Origin of the sequence: Candidatus Frankia alpina (assembly GCF_902806485.1) — a bacterium.
Taxonomy (GTDB): Bacteria; Actinomycetota; Actinomycetes; order Frankiales; family Frankiaceae; genus Frankia; species Frankia alpina.
This window is the reverse complement of the sequence record NZ_CADCWT010000083.1, coordinates 1-17,741: the sequence shown is the minus strand read 5'-3', so window position 1 is coordinate 17,741 and position 17,741 is coordinate 1. Positions and strand designations below refer to the sequence as shown.

Below are 17,741 nucleotides of genomic sequence, written 5' to 3'. Positions count from 1 at the left end.
CCGCGCCTGGATGCCCGCAACCAGCTAACCCAAGATCAAACAAATACCTGACCAGTTACGCGGATTCTTGGGCGGTGTGTAGTGCTTCGGGTCTTTGCCCGGCGTCTGCCAGGAATATGGCCAGGTTGTTCAGCGATATGGCCAGGTCGGGGAGGAACGCGGCGGGGTTGGCGTCGGCGAGCTGCCGGCGAAGGTTTGCGGATTCTTGGGCAGTGTGTAGTGCTTCGGGTCGTTGCCCGGCGTTCGACAGGAAGGCGGCCAGGGTGTTCAGTGATCCGGCCAGGTTGGGGAGGAATGCGGCGGGGTTGGCGTCGGCGAGCTGCCGGTAGAGGTCTGCGGCTTTCTGAGCGGTATGTAGTGCTTCGAGCCGTCGCCCGGCGTCTGCCAGGCGGATGGCGTAGATGCCGAGGGCCTGCGCGCGGGCTGCGGCCGACTGCTCGTCGGCGGTCGTCGCGCCAGCGCCCTCGTTGTTCACATGCAGCGCGGCGGCGAGGGCGAGCGGTCGCAATGTCGCGTGGCCTAAGGGGAGGTCTCGAGCCAGGTCGGCCAGGGGTAGCGGGGTGGCAGGGCTCTGGGCGAGGCGGACGAGGGCGGGCAGGAACGGGCCGCCCTGCGCGGTGGCGACCGTCAGCGCCGGACGCCAGAGGCCGTCGACCTGGGCCACGGCGGCGTCGGCGAGGTCCTGGACAGCGTCTGGCGTGGTGTCGTCCGCCGCCCGGCTGAGGGTGACGCAGGCGCGCAGCCGCTCCTGCTCGTCGGCGTGGGTCAGGTGCCGGACGAGCGCGGCCTGGTCAGCCCGGAACACGGAGACGGCGAGGTGGTCGCCGACCGGGTCCGGGCGGATCGCCAGCGAGCCGTCCGCCGGGTCGACGGGCAGCATCCGGCCGATGATCTTGTGGATCTCGCTGCGCTGCTGGCCGGCCTGGTCTAGGGCGGCGACCTGCTCCAGGGCGGCGCCGAGCCGGGCCGCGGTGGGGGCGAGCAGGGTGACGCTGGCGCCGGCGGCACGCAGCACCGACGTGGCCGGGACCCGCTCGCCGAACCGGCGGCGGAACGCCCGCGTCCAGTAGCCGAGCTCGTGGGTGAGGATCTCGTCGTAGAGGGCGGGGCGGCTGGTCGGCAGGCCGCCATCGGCGTGGACGTCGAGCCAGGCCAGCATGACCAGGTCCAGCGTCGTCCACGAGCCGTGGGTGGGCGGCGGTGGCAGGGGAGTCGACGGGTTCGTCCGCCGCGCTGCCGTGGCGAAGGCGGTCTGGGCTCGGCGGAACACCCGGGCGGGGCTCGGGTGGCGCACCGGCAGCTCGACGGCAGGATTGGCCGGCGCGGGCAGGCCGTCGTCGCGCAGGGCCGGTCGGACATCCTCGGACCACCAGGCGGACAGGGCCCGCGCGCCCAACAGCAGCCGCGCGGGCCCGCCGGGCTTGTCGCGGACCGCCCGCGCCAAGCGCAGGATGTCGGCCTCTCGCGCCGCCTCGGCGTAGTCGACGGCGATGGCCACCGGGGCGACGACCGTACCCAGCCAGTCGAGGCTGGCCTGCGGCAGTTCGTCGCGCAGGAAGCCGGTGTACCAGCCGTCGGCGGCCAGCTGCGCGGTCAGCTCGGCGAGCAGATGGGTCTTGCCGGCCCCACCCGGACCGGTGACGATCCTGACCTTCACCCGATCCGCCCGATCGGCCCGATCCGCTCGGCCGGCGCGGTCCGCGCGGGCTGACGGGTCGGGGCGGCTGACCGTGGTGGTGCACCAGTCGAGCAGGGCGTCGAGCTCGTCGCGGGACTGGAACGGCACCACGCCGTTGCGGGCGCGGACGGCGGCCAGCGGCCCGTCGTCCGCGTCGGCGTCGAGGTAGGGCGGCGAGAGCGGATCCACCGCGGGCAGGGCCACGGTGGCCAAGGCGTCGGTGGCCCGGTAGCCGACGCCGACGTCGATCCCGACCGACCGGCGGCACGGCCGCCCACCGTGCCGCCGGTGAACGTCGCCGCACTGCCGGTGGCTGCGGCGCCCGAGGTGAGCATCGTGGCGCCGGCCGCGAGGGCCTCGTCGAAGGTGGGGATCGGTTCGCCGGCGGGAGCTGATCCGTGCACCCGGTGGCGGGCGACGGCGGCGACGTCCACCGCGGCGAACGCGCCCGACGCGCCGGCCGTGAAGCAGAGGTCGGCGAGGATGTCGGCGGGCGGGTGGTCGAACACCACCGTGGCGAGCGGGTAGTCCCGGTCGGGGCGGCCGGCCCAGTCACCGTCCAGCCAGACCACCAGCACCGCGTGGCCCGGACCGGTGCCGGACTCGGGGTCCAGGACGACGACCAGGGGATGCAGCCCGGCGTGCAGGGCGGCACCGGCGGCGACGACGGCCACGTCCAGGCAGGTGCCTCCGCCGGGGCGGACCAGCACCTGCTCGGGCGGGCGCAGGGCCTGCAGGCCCGGCTCGGACGTCACCGGCTCGTCGACGTAGTCGATCCCGGCGGCGGCGAGGGCGTCGTAGATCCGGCGCAGCCGGCTCATCGCCGGTTCGGCGGAGCGGCCAGGGAGGGAGCCGGGGGTGAGCCGGGCGACGAGGTCGGGCAGCACGTACTGGGCGAGGGAGCCGGGGGCATCCGCTCGTGCCCAGCGCGGCCAGCCGCTCATCCGGCCACCACCCCGACCGTGTCGCGGCAGGACAGCCGGTCTACCAGCGGCACGCCAGCTTGTACATCCCCGGGTCGACCGCCGGCAGCGTCACCGACCACCCGTCGCCGTCGCGCACCATCGGCACGGCCTCGCCCGGCGGCCCGCCCTCGGCGCGCAGCCGCGCCGATAACGTGGGCGGCGACTCGGACGGTGGCTCGGGCGGGGATCCGTGCAGTACGGCTCGCACCGGCACCGGTTCGCCGGCGGGCAGCAGCTCGTCGACGTCGAGGCCGAGCCACGGTCGGCCTGGGGTGTCCCCGCGCCGGTCCGAGGTGTCCCCGCGCACGGCGCCCAGTGAGGCCCCGGTGAACTCCGCCAGTGTCACGGCCACCACCCCGCTGGACGGCAGCGCCAGGTGCCGGCGGGTGTCCGGTTGCCAGGCGCCGCGTCGGCGGTCGAGCTCGATCGGGATGGCGCTGATCGCCGGGACGGTGCCGTCGCCGGTCCAGCCGACGTTCGGCAGCCATTCGGCGTCACGCCCCTTGACGGCCACCGCTGTGCCGTCCAGCTCCGCGCGGGCGGGGGTGCCGTGGCCGCGGGTGAACACGGGGACCACTTCCGGCACCAGATCCGCCGGGATCTCAGCCCAGGCCCGTTCGATGTCGAGGTGCAGGTCGTAGGCGGCGCGGGCGGGGCCGGCGAGGTCCGGCAGCGGCAGCTCGTGCGGATACACCGCCCGCTTCAGGTCGGCCCGCCAGACCGCCGGGTAGCGGGGCAGCAGCTCGAACATCGACGGCCAGCCGGCGAGCACCGCCCGCGCCTGCTTGGCATGGGGGACCGGCAGCGGGCCCATTCGCGGGCCGTTGACCAGCCAGTCCAGCGCTTTCGGCGCGCCGCGGTGCGGGGTGCCCAGGGTGATCAGGGCCCGGCACACTCGCCAGCCGCCGAGCGGGCCGAGCCAGTAGCGGGCCACCAGCCCGCCCATCGAACGCCGCCACGACGATCACCCGGTCGCGGCGGCGTTCGGCGGCCAGATGGCCGATTCGGGCCTCGACCTCGGCGGCGAGACGGGCGGCGGCGTGCGCGACGGAGCGGCGGAAGTCGTAGGAGAACACCACGACGTCTGCCCGCAGGTTGCGGGCCCGCCGGTAGTCGCAGACGTCGACGATGACGTCGGTGAACCGCCCCGTCAGATTCGCTGTCAGAGAGCCGAGGCTGTGCACTCGGCCGAGCCAGGGCAGGATGCCCGCCGGGGTCGGCCCGGCCGGGCGCAGGTCCGGATGCTCCTGCAGGCTCAGCCGCTCCGGATGGCGCGCTGCGGTCATCACCGACCCGAGCCGCAGTTCCCAGGCCGGACCGCCTTCAGCGTCCAATCGGCTGCCCGCGATCCCCGGAACGACCACGACGAGCTGGTTCAGCCGCATGCGCACCCCCGCTGCTGCGTCCGACAGGCGACCGTCGCACAGTGCAGGGCCGGCCACCGGTGCGCCGAACAGTACCCGATCGTGGACGTTGGGCCATGGACGGTGCGGGAGCGGATGGTTCGGGCGCCGGCCGTCAGGGCGGCGGCGGACCTGGGTTCGAGTCCGGACCGGGAGCGGGACCAGGACCGGGATCGGGAGCCGGATCGGGAGCCGGGGGATCGGCGCGGGTGGCCTCGACGACGTCGAACCAGATCCGGAACGTCAGGCTGGCCAGCGCGACCACGAGCCCGGCCACGACCAGTGCCCGGACCGCCGCCGAGTCGGGCACCGCCCCGGCCAGCACCAGCACGACGAGCAGGACGTCCGCCATGATCAGGATGGCGATCGACAGCGTGTACGCCCGGACCCGCGGCTTGGCCCAGCGGAAGCCGCTGTCCGGGACGAGCCGGCGCGATGGGCGTTGCTGCCCCCGCAGCCGCTCCAGGTAGGCGGAATCCCACATCAGCGCCAACAGCAGCACGGGTAACACCTGCGCCACCGTCGTGTAGAGATCGCTGTGCACGACCCCAGCGTCCTCCGGCCCGGCCGGCCGCCGCCTACCGGTGCCACAGGACGCGGGCGTCGACCAGCGGGGCGGGCCGGTAGGGCGTGGACGGCGCAGCGCCGGCGGGGCGCGGGCGGGATGGGGGACCCGCCCGCGCGGGCGGGTCAGACGCCGAGCGGCTCGCCGGTTGCCGCGCCGGTTGACTCGCCGAGGGCCTCGTCGAGAACCGAGTGCCGGTGGTGTAGGCCGGGCTCGTTGCGACCGAAGATCATTTCGGCGCGTACGCCCGAGTTCATCGCCCGCTGGATGTCGGCGGCGAGGGGGTAGTCCTCGTCGCGGACGCTCGCGTGGGCGTACTCGAAGACGTCGTCGGCCGCCTTGCGGATCGACTCGTCGGAGAAATCCATCGGGGAGGCGTTCTGATGATAGGTCACCGAATGGCCCGGGCCGCTACCCGGGTAGACGCGGAAGACCTCGCCGTTGGCCACGGTGGCCGACAGTACGATGTTCGGGAACAGCGCGTAGATAATCACGAAGTTGTTCAGCGGCTCCCAGCTCTCCTCCGGCTGGTTGGCGATATCGCCGATGTGCTTCATCGGGAACACCAGCCGGTGGTGCGGGCCGTAGGAGTCGAACAGCGCGCAGTTGCTCCGGGTGAACACGGCGAAGGTGTCCCGGTGCACGGTCGCGAAATGATAGTTCTCCGCGAACGTGTCCAGCGCGAGTTTCCAGTTGACCGGGACGTCGAGCACCTTCTCGCCGACCGGCGCCCAGTTCCCGATGTCCCACGACTCGAGCTCCGGGCCAAGATCGCCGAGATGAGCGTCGATGTCCAGAGGGCCGGCGTCGGGCCGCAGATCCACCCAGAGGAAACCGGAATGCTCGGCGGCGGGCAGCTCGGTGAGGTTGGCGCCGGCCGCGATCGTGGCGGGAAAGCCTTCCCGACCGGGGCCGCCGACGAAGCTGCCGCGGTTGTCAAAGGTCCACGAGTGGAATGGGCACACGAAATGCTCGGCGGCGCCGCAGCCCTTTGCAACGGGCGCCTGCCGATGCGTGCACACGTTCTGGAAGGCCCGGACAATACCGTCGGATCCGCGGGTCAGTAGCACGGGAATGTCCATGACGGTCTTCGTGCAGAAGGTGCCCGGGGTCGGCAGCTCGGATCGGTAGCCGACGAGCTGAGGCGAACGCAGGACGAGTTCCCGCTCCCGTTCGAAGCGTTCCTGGTCCGTGAACATCGCCGCCGGATGACGCCGCTCCACAGGCGTCATGTCCGTTGTTTTGTCTGTTGCGATTTTGAGCGCCCGTCGAGTCAGGTCGATGAGCTCGTTGCGGTCTATCGGATGCCTCCTCGGTGCGGCGGACACGTTCCGGTGAACCGTCGTCGTGGCGGTCCAAGATCGTGTGTCCCGGTCGGAGGAAATCGTATGTGTCGGCCTTGAATGGTCGATGCTCCGGTATGAGTCTTTATTCTGACAGGAGTGGCAGCGTCGCATTGCGTAGGAGGTGGCCGCTGTCCGGCGACCTCGACATCGCGATGCGTCCCTCACCGTGCGACGTTGTGTAGCGATTCGGTGGCGCGGGCGTCGGACCGGCGTAACCGGCCCGAGGCCGGGCATGGCAGCCGAGAGGAGTGCCGCCGAGGCCGACGGAGACGAACCGGACCCGCCGAGGACGGCCAGGACGGGCCCGGCACGGACCAGACACCGGCACGGACCAGAGAGGAACACGCCGATGACGAACGAGCTCGTGGGTACCCGAATCGCATTCCTGGTCGCGCCGGAGGGCGTCGAGCAGGTCGAGCTCACCGCGCCCTGGCAGGCGGTGCAGGAGGCCGGCGGCGAATCGGTCCTCGTCTCGACCGCCCCCGGTAAGATCCAGGCGTTCCGCCACCTCGACCGCGCCGATCAGTTCGACGTCGACGAGACGGTCGGGCAGTCGGATCCGGCCGCCTTCGACGCCCTGGTCCTGCCCGGCGGCGTCGCGAACCCCGACTTCCTGCGCTCGCAGCGCGACGCTGTCCGGTTCACCCGGGCGTTCTTCGACGCCGGCCGGCCGGTCGCGGTCGTCTGCCACGGCCCCTGGACGCTCATCGACGCCGAGGTCGTGCGCGGCCGGCGGATCACCAGCTGGCCGAGCGTGCGCACCGACCTGGTCAACGCCGGCGCCACCTGGGTCGACGAGGAGGCCGTCGTCGACACCGCCGGCCCCAACACGCTGATCAGCAGCCGGCGCCCGGACGATCTGAAGGCGTTCTGCGCGGCAATCGTGGATCACTTCCGCCCCGCGGGTGACCGGTCCCGGCCGGCGGGGGCGGGCCTGAACGGCGTCGAGGCCGCCCGCCTCGACGCCGACAAGCTGCGCTGACACCTCGACCGTCGACGCGCTGCGCCTGGCGGCGGATCTGCTTCAGCCGGGCGTCGATGACGGCGCCTGGCCGGACCTGACGGAAAAGGCGCAGGCCGCCATCTGGAAGGATGAGCGGCGGCAGGTTCGTGCCGACGACCGGGTGCCGCGAGGGTGACGACGCAGCCGCGTCCCGCCCGCGGCGCCGGGCCCGGCATCCGACGGAGGGAAGCCATCGATGGTCGACTTCAAGGGCGCGCTCGGCAAGCTCGGCGACCTGGCGGAGGAGCACGACGCCAAGATCGACGCCGCTGTCGCCAAGCTCGGCGACGTGGTCGACGACCGCACCGACCACAAGCACACCGAGCACATCGACCGCGCCGTCCGCGAAATCCAGGACCGCACCTAGCAGGCCCAGAACCGCGAACGGGCCGCCCGGCTGCTCGCCCCGGAGTACACGTTCAAACGAGCTGCGCACCGGCGAGCGGTACCGCAACACGGAGTTCAGCACGGTGCGCGGCGACCAACTCGTGCGCACGGAGGTCTTCTTCGGCGGCCGGGTCGACTGCGGCGCGCGCATCGGCCGGCGGTGCGCCTCGACGGCCGGCGAGCCCGTGTCCGCGTCCGCGCCACCGTGGGAACGGACTCGGCCTCTGGCACCATCCTCGGCATGGACGGAGCGCTCGGGGACGATGACGGGGTGTACGGTCCGGCGGACAGGTCGGGTGGCGCGCCGGGCGGTGTGGTGAGCGGGTCCTGCCCGTTCACGATCGAACGGCCCACGATGACGCAGCGCTGGGCGGAGCTCACGTTCGTGCACTGGGCGTTCGACCCGGCGGTGGTGTCCCGGCTGGTGCCCGCGCACCTGCGAGTCGAGGTTCTCGACGGCGCCGCCTGGGTGGGGCTGGTGCCGTTCCGGATGCACGTGGCGACCGCGGGCGGCCGGGAGTTCCGGCCGGTGACGACGTTCTGCGAGACGAATGTGCGGACATATGTCGTCGACGCCGAGGGCCGGCCTGGGGTGTGGTTCCTGTCGCTGGACGCCTCGCGGCTCGGCGTCGTCGTCGTCGCCCGCGCGCGGTTCGCGCTGCCGTACTTCTGGGCGTCGATGTCCCTGATCCGGTCCGGGGACGAGATCGACTACCGGTGCCGGCGGCGGGCCCCGCGGCCGGCGGCGGCCGAGAGCCGGCTGCGGGTGCGCGTCGGCGCGCCGCTGACCGCCGCCGAACTCGGCCCCCGCGAGCACTCCCTGACCGCCCGCTGGCGCATGTTCAGCTCCGCCCGCGGCCGCCACCGGGCGCCGAGGTCTGGCACCAGCCGTGGCCGCTGCACCGCGCTGACCTGCTCGACGTCGACGATCACCTGCTCACCGCGGCCGGGTTACCGCAGCCGACCGGCGCCCCGCTCGTGCACTACTCCCCGGGCGTCAACGTCCGTATCGGACCGCAGCGACCATGCTCAGGCGGCCTGAGAAGCTGACGGCTTCAGCCGTCAGCGGAGTCACACGTCAGCGGAGTCACAATGGTGATGCCGCTCCCGGTCGGTCGTCGGCTGCGCGTAGGGGATGGGTGGCGAGCGGGGGCGGGCAGCGTGGACGTGGATGGCGCCGGTGCGGACTACCGGGAGATCTTCGAGGCGGCGACGAGCCCGGCGGCCGCGGGTGCCGGCGCCCGGGACGCCGAGGGATGGGTCCGGGCGGTCCTCGAGGGGGCGCCGGCGCCGGTGCGGTGGTTCCTGCGGGCCGGCGTCGTCGCCGCGGCACGTGCTCGGCTGGCCGATCGCCGCGAGCGACCCGGAGGCGGTTCGCCTGGCCGCGGACTCGCCGCTGCTGTCCGCCGAGCTGCTCCTGCGCGTGCGGCCGGCGGCGATCACCCTCACCACCAGCGTGACCTTCACTCGGCGGGCGGCCCACCCGCTGTGGGCCGCGGCACTGCCGCTGCACCGGCTCACCGTTCCCCGCCTGCTGCGCCGCGCCGTCGCCGCGCCGCCCTCATCCTGACTCTTTCACCCCGGTGGTCCCGGTGGTACTTGCGCGGCGCGGGGGTCGGCAGGAGGCTGACCCAATAAAGCTCGCGTTCGACCTGTTCGGCTCGTGTATGTCGCAGTCCTCGGGTCTGGCCTGAGGCGAGGGTCGGCCGCCATGCCGTCCGGCCTGGCGTGAGGAGGTGTGTGTCGTGGCCGTCCCGTTCCAGGATGATCCGGATCGGCTGCGGTCTCGGCTCGCCGCCTGGCTCCGCGCGCATCCCGACGCCGCCGGTGACGACGCCGCCGGTGGATCGGGGACGGGCGGGTGTGGGGTGGGAGGTCGGTGAGCCGACCGCCCCGCCGGGGCAGGGGCTCTCCGGGGAGCTGGTGTTTCTGCCGGCGTCCCGGACCGGGGCGGGCGGGCGGCGGGTCGAGTGTCCGCTGGTCGTACGGCTGGCACCGCGGCGCTTCCAGCTTTACCCGTGGGACCGGTTCGCTGAGCAGTGCCGCGTCGCCGAGATCCTGGCCCGCGACACCGACGTCCCGGTGCCGCCGGTGTACGGCCACGAGCTTGACCCGGCGGTGCTCGGCGCGCCGTTCGTCGTGCTCGGTCGGGTCGACGGCGACGTGCCCGGCGACATCCCGCCCTACCACATGCAGGGCTTCATGCTCGAGATGGCGCCGGCCGCGCGGGCCCGGGTCTGGGACGCGGCGCTGGTCGCGATGGCCGGGATCCACCGGCTCGACCCGCGGCGGCTCGGGCTCGGCTTCGCGGGGCAGCCCAAGTACGGGCCGGTCGGGGCGGCCCAGCAACTCGCCGTCTACGAGCGTCACCTGGAGTTCTTCGCCGTCGACGACGGCGCCCGGGATGTGGTCGGCGACGCGCTGGCCTGGCTGCACGACCATCCGCCGGCCGAACGCCACCCCGTCCGGCTGGTGTGGGGGGATGCCCGGCTCGGCAACATGATCTTCCGGGGGGAGCGGGTCGCGGCCGTGCTCGACTGGGAGATGGTGTCGCTGGGTCAGCCGGAGACCGACCTCGGCTGGTTCCTGCACCTCGACCGCCACCTCAGCGAGGGCGTCGGGTTGGCGCGCCTGCCCGGCCTGCCTGGACCGCGCGGCGACGGCGGCCCGCTACGCCGAGCTCCTCGGCCGGCCGATGGCCGACCTGGACCACTACCTCCTGCTCGCCTCGCTGCGGCACACCCTGCTTGCCGCCCGGGTCACCCGGTTGATCCGCGAGCATGGCCTGCTGCCACCCGACCGGGTGCCGCCGATTGACCGGTTCGCCGCCGAGCTGCTCGCCCGCGTGCTCGACGAGACCCGCCGCGGCGTCGCCGCGGGCGCCGACCATTTCGAGACCCGCTGACCGAAACTTGTCAGGCCAGGCTTATCAACCTAGCCTGATGAAATGTCCTCGTCCTTGGAACCTGATGCCCGCCAGATCGCTGTCGCACTGCGGCTTAGCGTCGGATTGCTGGTGCGCCGGCTGCGCCAGGCTCACCTCGGCGGGGAGCTGACGATGCCCGAATCGGCGGCGCTCGCCCGACTCGACCGCGGCGGTCCGGCCACGGCCGCGGCGCTCGCCCGGCTGGAACAGATCAGCCCGCAGGCGATGGGCGCCACGCTCGGCGCGTTGGAGGCCCGCGGGCTCGTCGAGCGTCGGCGCGATCCGGCCGACGGCCGGCAGGTGATCCTCTCGCCGACCGAGCCGGGGCTCGCCGCGCTGCGCAGCCGGCGCGACGCGCGCACCGAGCTGCTCGCCGAAGCCCTGTCGGCCGGGTTCACCCGGGCCGAGCTGGACCAGCTCGCCGCGGCCGCGCCGCTGCTCGAACGCCTCGCGGAGCGGGTCTGATGCCGGCGTTCGGCGCGGGGACGTCCGTCGGGGCACCGACGGGTGCAGGTGCGGGCACGGGCGCGGAGGGCAACTACCGGTGGGTGGTGCTGGCGAACACGACCGTGGCGGTGTTCATGTCCGCGCTCGACGGGTCGATCGTCCTCATCGCGCTGCCGCCGATCTTCCGCGGGATCCACCTGGACCCGTTGGCCCCGGACAACGTCGGTTACCTGTTATGGATGATCATGGGGTACCGGCTCGTCCAGGCGGTGCTCGTCGTCGCCTTCGGCCGGCTCGGCGACATGTTCGGCCGGGTCCGGATCTACAACGCCGGGTTCGCGGTGTTCATGCTCGCCTCCGTCCTGCTGTCGTTCGACCCGTTCGACGCCGGCCGCGGGGCGCTGTGGCTGATCGGCTGGCGGGTGCTGCAGGCGGTCGGCGGGTCGATGCTGACCGCGAACTCCGCCGCGATCCTTACCGACGCCTTCCCCGCCGACCAGCGGGGCTTCGCGCTCGGGATCAACCAGGTCGCCTCGCTCGCCGGCCAGTTCGTCGGCCTCGTCGCCGGCGGCGTGCTCGCGGTGTTGGACTGGCGGGCGGTGTTCTGGGTGAACGTGCCCGTCGGGGTGTTCGGGACGGTGTGGGCATACCGGCGGCTGCGTGAGACCGCCGCCCCGCGCGGCGGTCCCCGGCGCATCGACTGGTGGGGCAACATCACCTTCGCGGTCGGTCTCGCCGCCGTGCTCATCGCCGTCACCGAGGGCCTGCAGCCCTACCGCGGGCACGCGATGGGCTGGACGAATCCCACGGTCGTCGGCCTGCTCGTCGGGGGCGTGGCGCTGCTCGTCGCCTTCGTCGCCGTCGAGCGCCGCCACCCCGAGCCGATGTTCGCGCTCGGCCTGTTCCGGATCAGGGCGTTTGCCGCCGGCAACATCGCCGGGCTCGCCGTGTCCATCGCGCGCGGTGGCCTGCAGTTCATGTTGATCATCTGGTTGCAGGGGATCTGGCTGCCGCTGCACGGCTACGACTACGAGGACACGCCCCTGTGGGCCGGGATCTACCTGGTGCCGCTGACCGTCGGCATCCTGGTTGCCGGGCCGGTGGCCGGCATCCTGTCCGACCGGTTCGGTGCCCGTGGTCTCGCCAGCGCCGGGATGGCCGTGTTCGCCGGCAGCTTCGTCGGCCTGATGCTGCTGCCCGTCGACTTTTCCTACTGGGCGTTCGCCCTGCTCATCGCGTTGAACGGGATCGGCGGCGGGATGTTCGCCGCCCCCAACTCCTCGGCGATCATGGGCAGCGTGCCGGCGGAGCAGCGCGGCGCCGCCTCCGGGATGCGTGCGACGTTCCAGAACTCCGGGACGGCGGCGTGTTCTTCTCCCTGATGATCGCCGGCCTGGCGGCCACCCTGCCGGCGGCGCTGGACGGCGGGCTGCGCGGGCAGAGCGTGCCGGCGGGGGCCGCCCACGACGTCGCCGCGCTGCCGCCGGTGTCGTCGCTGTTCGCCACCGTCCTCGGCGTGAACCCGGTCGAGCATCTGCTCTCCGCCGGCGGCGACCTGGCCGCCGTGCCGCCCGCGAACCGGGCGACGCTGACCGGCCGCGAGTTCTTCCCCGAGCTGCTCGCCGGTCCTTTCCACCACGGGCTCGTCATCGTCTTCGCGGTGGCCGCCGGCCTCGGTGTCCTCGCCGGGCTGGCATCGGTGCTCCGCGGCGCCGCCCCGGCCCGTCCGGCCCGTCCGATCCGCCCGGCCGGCGGATCAGTAGACGTCGCGCAGATGGCGGCGGTCGGTGGCGAGCTGACGGACGTGGGCGGCGGCAGCGTCGAGGCCGCCGTGCAGCGCGACGATCTCGCGTAGCGTCCGGGTCGACGTCCGCGTCGACTGTAGGACGGCCCCAGTTGCCCGTCAGGACGCGGGCGGCGGTGTCTGCGGCGGCGGCGAGTCCGGCGGCGCCGCGCTGCTGCTGCCGGTCACTGAGCGTGCCACGGTGAGCGTCACGGTCGTGCCACGGCGGACCGTGCCCGCCTCGGGCGCCTGCGCGAGGACCGTGCCCGCCGGTCGCTCGCTGGTCTGGCGCTGCACGACGACGTCGAGACCGTAGCCGCGCAGCGTGGCCTCCGCCTTGGCACGCGCCCGGCCCACCACGTCCGGCACGCTGACCTGGGCGCTGACGACGGTGATCGTCACAGTCGTCCGCGGGGGCAGCTGGGTGCCGGCCGCCGGCTCGACCTTCTCGACCAGGCCGGGCTCGACCGACGACGGGCCGTCCTGCACGCGGACCGTCACCTCCAGGCCGGCGGAGCTCAGGGCCGACCGCGCGTCCGTCTCACTGCGGCCGACGACGTCGGCGACGGTGGTGTGCCCCGGACCGCTCGACACCGTGAGGACGACGCGTGTGCTCGGGTCCGCCGCCGTCCCGGCGGCCGGTTCCGAGCGCAGCACGGTGTCCCTGGCCGCTCGGTCGTCGAGGAGGTCGGTCAGCGACACGTTGGTGAACCCTGCGCCGGCCAGGATCTCCCGTGCCCGGTCAGCCGGCTGCCCGACGACGTCCGGTACGGTCGCGGCCGTCGTCCCACCGGTGGTGCCGCCGGAGGCGACGGTGATGGTGACCGTCGAGCCGGGCGCCACGGTCGTCCCAGCCGTCGGGTCCACGGTGGTGACCTGACCGGGACGCGCGGTGGCGGTATCCGCGTGGACGACCACGGCGAGGCCGAGGCGTTCGAGTGCGGCGCGTGCGTTTGCCTCGGTCCTCCCGACCACGTTCGGGATCACGACGTCGTCGTCGCTGGCCGACACGGTCAGCACGACCTTCGTCGAGCGGCGGATGTCGCTGCCGCTGGCCGGGTTGACGTCGATGACGCGGCCCAGCGCGGCGTCGGCGTCCGGCTTCGGCACCCGCTCTACGTGGGCGAAACCGACGGCGCGCAGTCTCGCCTCCGCGTCGTCGGCGGTCAGACCGATCAGGTCGGCGGGAACGGTGAGGTTCTCCGATGCGCCGGTGCCGGTCGCGCGGTCGCCGGGCGCGCTGCGCAGGGCGAGCGCCACCGCACCGATCACGAGCAGGAGGCTCAGCGCGATGATCGTGACCGCCGCGTTCCGGCGCCTGCGGCGACGGCCGGCCGGTGCGGCCGGTGCCGCCGGCGACTCGGGCGTGGAGTCGAGCCGCACGCCGAGCCTGGTCATCCGGCCGAAGATCTCCTCCGCGGTCGGCCGCTCGGCGGGGTCGCGACACATCGCGTCCCGGACGATCGCGGCGAGTCCCGGGTCCAGCCCGTCCAACACGACGTCCGTGGTGACGATGCGGTACAGCAGCGCCGGCACCGAGCCGGTGCCGAACGGCGGCCTGCCGGTGCTCGCGAAGACGGTGAGGCCGCCCCAGGCGAACACGTCGGCCGCGGTGGACACCGGCGCGCCCCTGGCCTGCTCCGGCGCCATGAACGTCGGCGTGCCGACGACCCTGTCCTTGGTGATGGTGGAGCTGTCCACCGCCCAGGCGATCCCGAAGTCGATCACCCGTGGACCGAGCGGCGAGAGCAGCACGTTCGACGGCTTGAGATCGCGGTGCACCAGGCCGGCGCCGTGGATCGCGGTCAGGGCCGCCGCGACGCTCACCGCGACCCGTTCCACGTCGGCTGACCCGAGCGGGCCGTGCGTGGCCACCGCGTCCGCCAGCGTCGGCCCGGCGATGAACTCGGTGACCAGGTAGGGCGCTGCGTTCGGTGGGTCGGCGACGTCCAGGACCTCGGCGGTGCAGAACCGGGCGACCCTGCGGGCGACCTGCGCCTCCCGTCGGAACCGGGCCCGGTACTCGGGATCGTCGGCGAGTTCCGGGCGGACCACCTTCACCGCGACCAGCCGGCCCGTCGCCTGGACTCTGCCCAGGTAGACAGTGCCCATCCCGCCCTCGCCCAGCCGGGACAGCAACTCGTACCCGCCCAGCTCGCGCAGATCGGACGGCCTCAACGGGCTACCCGGCAGATCCGGCAGATCCGGCAGGCCGCCACTGCCTGTCGTGCCTGTCGCAGCCGGTGCGCCGACGGCGCCGGTCTCGGCGCTCCCTTCCGCGGGGCGCGCATCGTCCTGATCGGACGCCTGCCCCACCGCGCTTGCGTACGAGTCCACAACGCCTCCGGTCGGCCCAGTGTCTGTTGGACGGCGGGCCGCCCCAGACAGACTGACGTGCGAGCGCGTCACCACGTTGCGCCGATCCGGCGAGCCGACGACTGTCCGTTTCCCGACACGGGACCGGAAGCCGGGACACGGGACCGGAAGCCGGGCTCGACACCAACTGTCTGGTCTGTGGTCCTGTGCCCACCGGGGCGGCGGCGGGCCATACCATGAGCCATCGTGCATCTCGAAGGTGAGAGAGTGGCCAGCCTGCTCGACGCGCAACGCTGCGCGGCGGAACTGTTCGACGAGGTCGGTGCCCGGGGCCTGATCGCCCCCGACCGCGGGGAACGCGAGGTCAGCGACCAGATCCGCGACCTCGCCCACGAGATGTTCGGCGTCGAACGGCACTGGCACAAGCGGATCGTCCGGGCCGGGCCGAACACCCTGCACCCCTACGCGGAGAATCCGCCGGACCGGTCGATCGGCGCCGACGACATCGTCTTCTGCGACTTCGGACCCGTCTTCGACGGCTGGGAGGCCGACTTCGGCCGCACCTTCGTCCTCGGCGACGACCCGGTCAAGCACCGGCTGCTCGCCGACCTGCCGCGGATCTTCGACGCCGGCCGCCGCTACTTCGAGACCCGCCCCGACATCACCGGCGCCGAGCTCTTCGCCGCCGTCGAGCGCCTGGCCGCGGACGCCGGCTGGGCCTACGGCGGCCCGCTCGCAGGCCACCTAGTCGGCGAGTTCCCGCACATCCGCATCCCCGGCAACAAGGTCGAGTACTACGTCACTCCCGGCAGCGACCAGCCGATGCGGCGGGTCGACGGCGACGGCCGGCCCTGCCACTGGATCCTGGAAATCCACCTCGTCGACCGCGGCCGCGGCTTCGGCGGCTTCCACGAGGAGCTCCTCGACCTCGGCCACGGCGAGTCCTCGGCTTCGGGTCGATCCTCGGCTTCGGGCTGATCCTCGGCTTCGGGCTGAGCCCCGGCCGCGGCTGGCCCCGGTTCCAGGTGCCGCGAAACCTCAGCCTGCCGACGCCGACGACGCACTCGGCCCGGCAGTGTAATTGCGGTGCGATGTGCACGCTTTGCGGTCCAGAACCGCGCATACCGCACCGCAATGCAGGCCGTGCCCCGCGCAGAGGCTCCGGGCCTGCTCGTCGACCAGAGTTCGCGAGCAACGGCACTCGGTGGTTCCGCGGAGTCCGCATGACTGTGTCGCGTGGTCGTGGTGGTGGGCCGCGGAGCGTGGCGGTGGTGGTGGGGTGTTCGGGGTGGATGTGTGGGAGAGCGCCTATGTGGTCGCTCTGGTGGGTTTGGCGTCCGGTTTGTCCCTACGGAACGACCAGGTGGCGCCGTTCCCACGCACACCCCCGCTCCCGGCTCCACGGAACGTCATTGTCGACCCGACTCAGGGACCGGCAAACAACCGCGCAGACACGTCAGCAGCCGACCGTGACAGTCCCGCCCCGGCAGCACACGAGGACGACAGCCCGCAGCGCCCGCAGCAGCCGAACCGCAGCCGAACCGTGTGCCCACCCGGCGGCGCAAGCGCGATGACCGTGACGCGGCTCCGCGGAACACCATGATCGTCAGCGGCGCGGGGAGTGCCGGCAGGCTCGCCCAGGTTCGTACCGCGGGGCCCGTGGGCCGCCGGATCGGTCAGCCGGCCTGGCGGTCGGCCCGGTACTGGGCGGCCAGGGTGAGCAGGATGTTCTGTAACCGGCGCACCGCGGCCGGCAGGTGGCGGGTCCGGCGGCGCTGGACGACGAGGATGACCGTGGCGTCGTCGGTCTCCAGCGGGCGGTAGGTGATCAGGCCGGCGCGTTCCAGCGGGTCGCCGACGATGCTGTAGTCGGGCAGCACGGTCACGCCCAGGCCCTGGGCGACCATGAGCTTGCCCATCTCGGCGCCGTCGGTCGAGTAGGACAGAGCCGGGTTGGAGTCGCGGAACAGCCGGTGCACGTAGCGGTGCATCAGGTAGCCGGAGCGCATCGCGATGAACGGCTCGGACAGCAGCTGCGCCGGGCGGATGCTGGTATGGCGGGCCAGCGGGCTGTCGGTCCGGCAGCACAGCACGGCGCGGTCGCGGAACAGCTCCACCGTTTCCAGATCGGGGGCGACGTCGTCGCCGTCCATCAGGTTGACCAGTCCGAGGTCGAGCCCGCCGTCGAGCAGCAGCCGGTGGATGTCGGCCTGCTGGGTGTTGACGACCTCGACCTGGGTGTTCGGCTGGGCGGCGCGGAACTCGACCAGGGCGGGGGCGAGTAGCGGCACCGTGGCGGCGTTTACCGTCCCGATCCGGATCATGCGGCTGGAGCGGTGCTGGTCGTCGGCGGCGGCGCGCAGCCGGTCGACGGACTCCAGCACGTCGGTGATGTAGGGCAGCAGCTCGCCGCCGGTCGCGCTGATGGTTGCGCCGGTGCGGCGGCGGTCGAGCAGGGTTAGCCCGAGCTCGCGTTCCAGGTTGCGGATGGTCTCGCTCAGCGCCGGCTGGGACATGTGCAGCGCTTCGCTTGCGGCCCGCATCGACCCGAGCCGGACGACCGCGGCGAGGCACTCAAGTTGTTCGATCCGCACCGCACTCTTCCCGCCCGGACGGTGCAAGGGCCGCCCTATCGCACCTTCGCCGCGCCCTGATTGACCGGTCCGGCCGGCGCGGGCAGACTGGCCATCATGTCGATGGGCATTATAGAGATTTCCGGGCAGCACCGGCCGTCCGTCGATGCGGGCGCCGGGCGGGCCACCGCGGCCCGGCGCGCCTGTCGTCGTGCCGAGCCCTGTTGCCGGTCCGGACGATGTGAGGCCCGCCCCGCCGCCTGACCGACGGCACCGACTGCGGTCGGGTCAGTGAGCCTTTCCCGGTAACGTTTCGTCGCTTTGCGTGACATCAATGTTGTGTTGGTGT

13 protein-coding genes and 2 pseudogenes are annotated in these 17,741 nt (G+C 73.0%); 9 read left to right on the top strand and 6 right to left on the bottom strand.

Going from position 1 to position 17,741, the window contains the following annotated elements:
- Window positions 1-55 precede the first annotated feature (55 nt).
- From G6R25_RS29625 to G6R25_RS11400, 4 genes are all read right to left on the bottom strand, one after another.
- Window positions 56-1,867: a tetratricopeptide repeat protein gene (locus G6R25_RS29625; protein ID WP_163552959.1), complete on the bottom strand. Its 1,812-nt coding sequence runs from the start codon at window positions 1,865-1,867 to the stop codon at window positions 56-58.
- 795 nt (window positions 1,868-2,662) lie between these two features.
- A complete protein-coding gene (locus G6R25_RS11410; protein ID WP_163552958.1) occupies window positions 2,663-3,589 on the bottom strand; it encodes a hypothetical protein in 927 nt (308 codons plus the stop codon).
- 572 nt (window positions 3,590-4,161) lie between these two features.
- On the bottom strand, window positions 4,162-4,590 hold the full coding sequence (locus tag G6R25_RS11405; RefSeq protein ID WP_163552957.1) for a hypothetical protein: 429 nt from the start codon (window positions 4,588-4,590) through the stop codon (window positions 4,162-4,164).
- A gap of 146 nt (window positions 4,591-4,736) precedes the next feature.
- A complete protein-coding gene (locus G6R25_RS11400; RefSeq protein WP_163552956.1) occupies window positions 4,737-5,843 on the bottom strand; it encodes an aromatic ring-hydroxylating oxygenase subunit alpha in 1,107 nt (368 codons plus the stop codon).
- A 463-nt stretch (window positions 5,844-6,306) separates the two neighbouring features.
- Between G6R25_RS11400 and G6R25_RS11395 the strand changes: the two genes are divergently transcribed.
- From G6R25_RS11395 to G6R25_RS11365, 8 genes and pseudogenes are all read left to right on the top strand, one after another.
- Window positions 6,307-6,939: a type 1 glutamine amidotransferase domain-containing protein gene (locus G6R25_RS11395; RefSeq protein WP_163552955.1), complete on the top strand. Its 633-nt coding sequence runs from the start codon at window positions 6,307-6,309 to the stop codon at window positions 6,937-6,939.
- A gap of 217 nt (window positions 6,940-7,156) precedes the next feature.
- On the top strand, window positions 7,157-7,327 hold the full coding sequence (locus tag G6R25_RS11390) for an antitoxin (protein WP_163552954.1): 171 nt from the start codon (window positions 7,157-7,159) through the stop codon (window positions 7,325-7,327).
- 261 nt (window positions 7,328-7,588) lie between these two features.
- Window positions 7,589-8,152 (top strand): annotated as a pseudogene (locus tag G6R25_RS28820) (YqjF family protein); the annotation flags it as partial.
- Window positions 8,065-8,397: a DUF2071 domain-containing protein gene (locus G6R25_RS28815; protein ID WP_268904126.1), complete on the top strand. Its 333-nt coding sequence runs from the start codon at window positions 8,065-8,067 to the stop codon at window positions 8,395-8,397. The pseudogene G6R25_RS28820 and the gene G6R25_RS28815, both read left to right, overlap by 88 nt.
- A gap of 283 nt (window positions 8,398-8,680) precedes the next feature.
- Entirely contained in the window at window positions 8,681-8,917 is a 237-nt protein-coding gene (locus tag G6R25_RS11380) for a hypothetical protein (RefSeq protein WP_163552953.1), read from the top strand.
- 170 nt (window positions 8,918-9,087) lie between these two features.
- Window positions 9,088-10,164, top strand: coding sequence for a phosphotransferase family protein (locus tag G6R25_RS11375; RefSeq protein WP_235948076.1), 1,077 nt, complete (start codon window positions 9,088-9,090; stop codon window positions 10,162-10,164).
- Between the two features lie 142 nt (window positions 10,165-10,306).
- Window positions 10,307-10,738 (top strand): MarR family winged helix-turn-helix transcriptional regulator, encoded by a 432-nt coding sequence (locus tag G6R25_RS11370; protein WP_235948074.1) that lies wholly within the window; start codon window positions 10,307-10,309, stop codon window positions 10,736-10,738.
- Window positions 10,738-12,575 (top strand): annotated as a pseudogene (locus G6R25_RS11365) (MFS transporter). Before G6R25_RS11370 ends, G6R25_RS11365 begins: the two are co-directional and overlap by 1 nt.
- A 48-nt stretch (window positions 12,576-12,623) precedes the next feature.
- Here the strand turns inward: G6R25_RS11365 and G6R25_RS11360 are convergent.
- Window positions 12,624-14,840, bottom strand: a complete 2,217-nt coding sequence (locus G6R25_RS11360) for a Stk1 family PASTA domain-containing Ser/Thr kinase (RefSeq protein ID WP_419469343.1) — start codon at window positions 14,838-14,840, stop codon at window positions 12,624-12,626.
- A 225-nt stretch (window positions 14,841-15,065) separates the two neighbouring features.
- Here G6R25_RS11360 and G6R25_RS11355 point away from each other — a divergent pair, with 225 nt between their 5' ends.
- Window positions 15,066-15,797 (top strand): M24 family metallopeptidase, encoded by a 732-nt coding sequence (locus G6R25_RS11355; protein ID WP_163552950.1) that lies wholly within the window; start codon window positions 15,066-15,068, stop codon window positions 15,795-15,797.
- Between the two features lie 698 nt (window positions 15,798-16,495).
- On the opposite strand, the gene G6R25_RS11350 is transcribed toward G6R25_RS11355, so the two are convergent.
- Window positions 16,496-17,413, bottom strand: a complete 918-nt coding sequence (locus G6R25_RS11350) for a LysR family transcriptional regulator (protein ID WP_163552949.1) — start codon at window positions 17,411-17,413, stop codon at window positions 16,496-16,498.
- Between the last annotated feature and the right edge of the window lie 328 nt (window positions 17,414-17,741).

What these genes read in the sequence shown, in the direction of transcription:
- G6R25_RS11410 (WP_163552958.1), bottom strand. Translation starts at nt 3,589, where the DNA reads ATGGGCGGGCTGGTGGCCCGCTACTGGCTCGGCCCGCTCGGCGGCTGG.
- G6R25_RS11395 (WP_163552955.1), top strand. Translation starts at nt 6,307, where the DNA reads ATGACGAACGAGCTCGTGGGTACCCGAATCGCATTCCTGGTCGCGCCG.
- G6R25_RS11400 (WP_163552956.1), bottom strand. Translation starts at nt 5,843, where the DNA reads ATGACGCCTGTGGAGCGGCGTCATCCGGCGGCGATGTTCACGGACCAG.
- G6R25_RS11390 (WP_163552954.1), top strand. Translation starts at nt 7,157, where the DNA reads ATGGTCGACTTCAAGGGCGCGCTCGGCAAGCTCGGCGACCTGGCGGAG.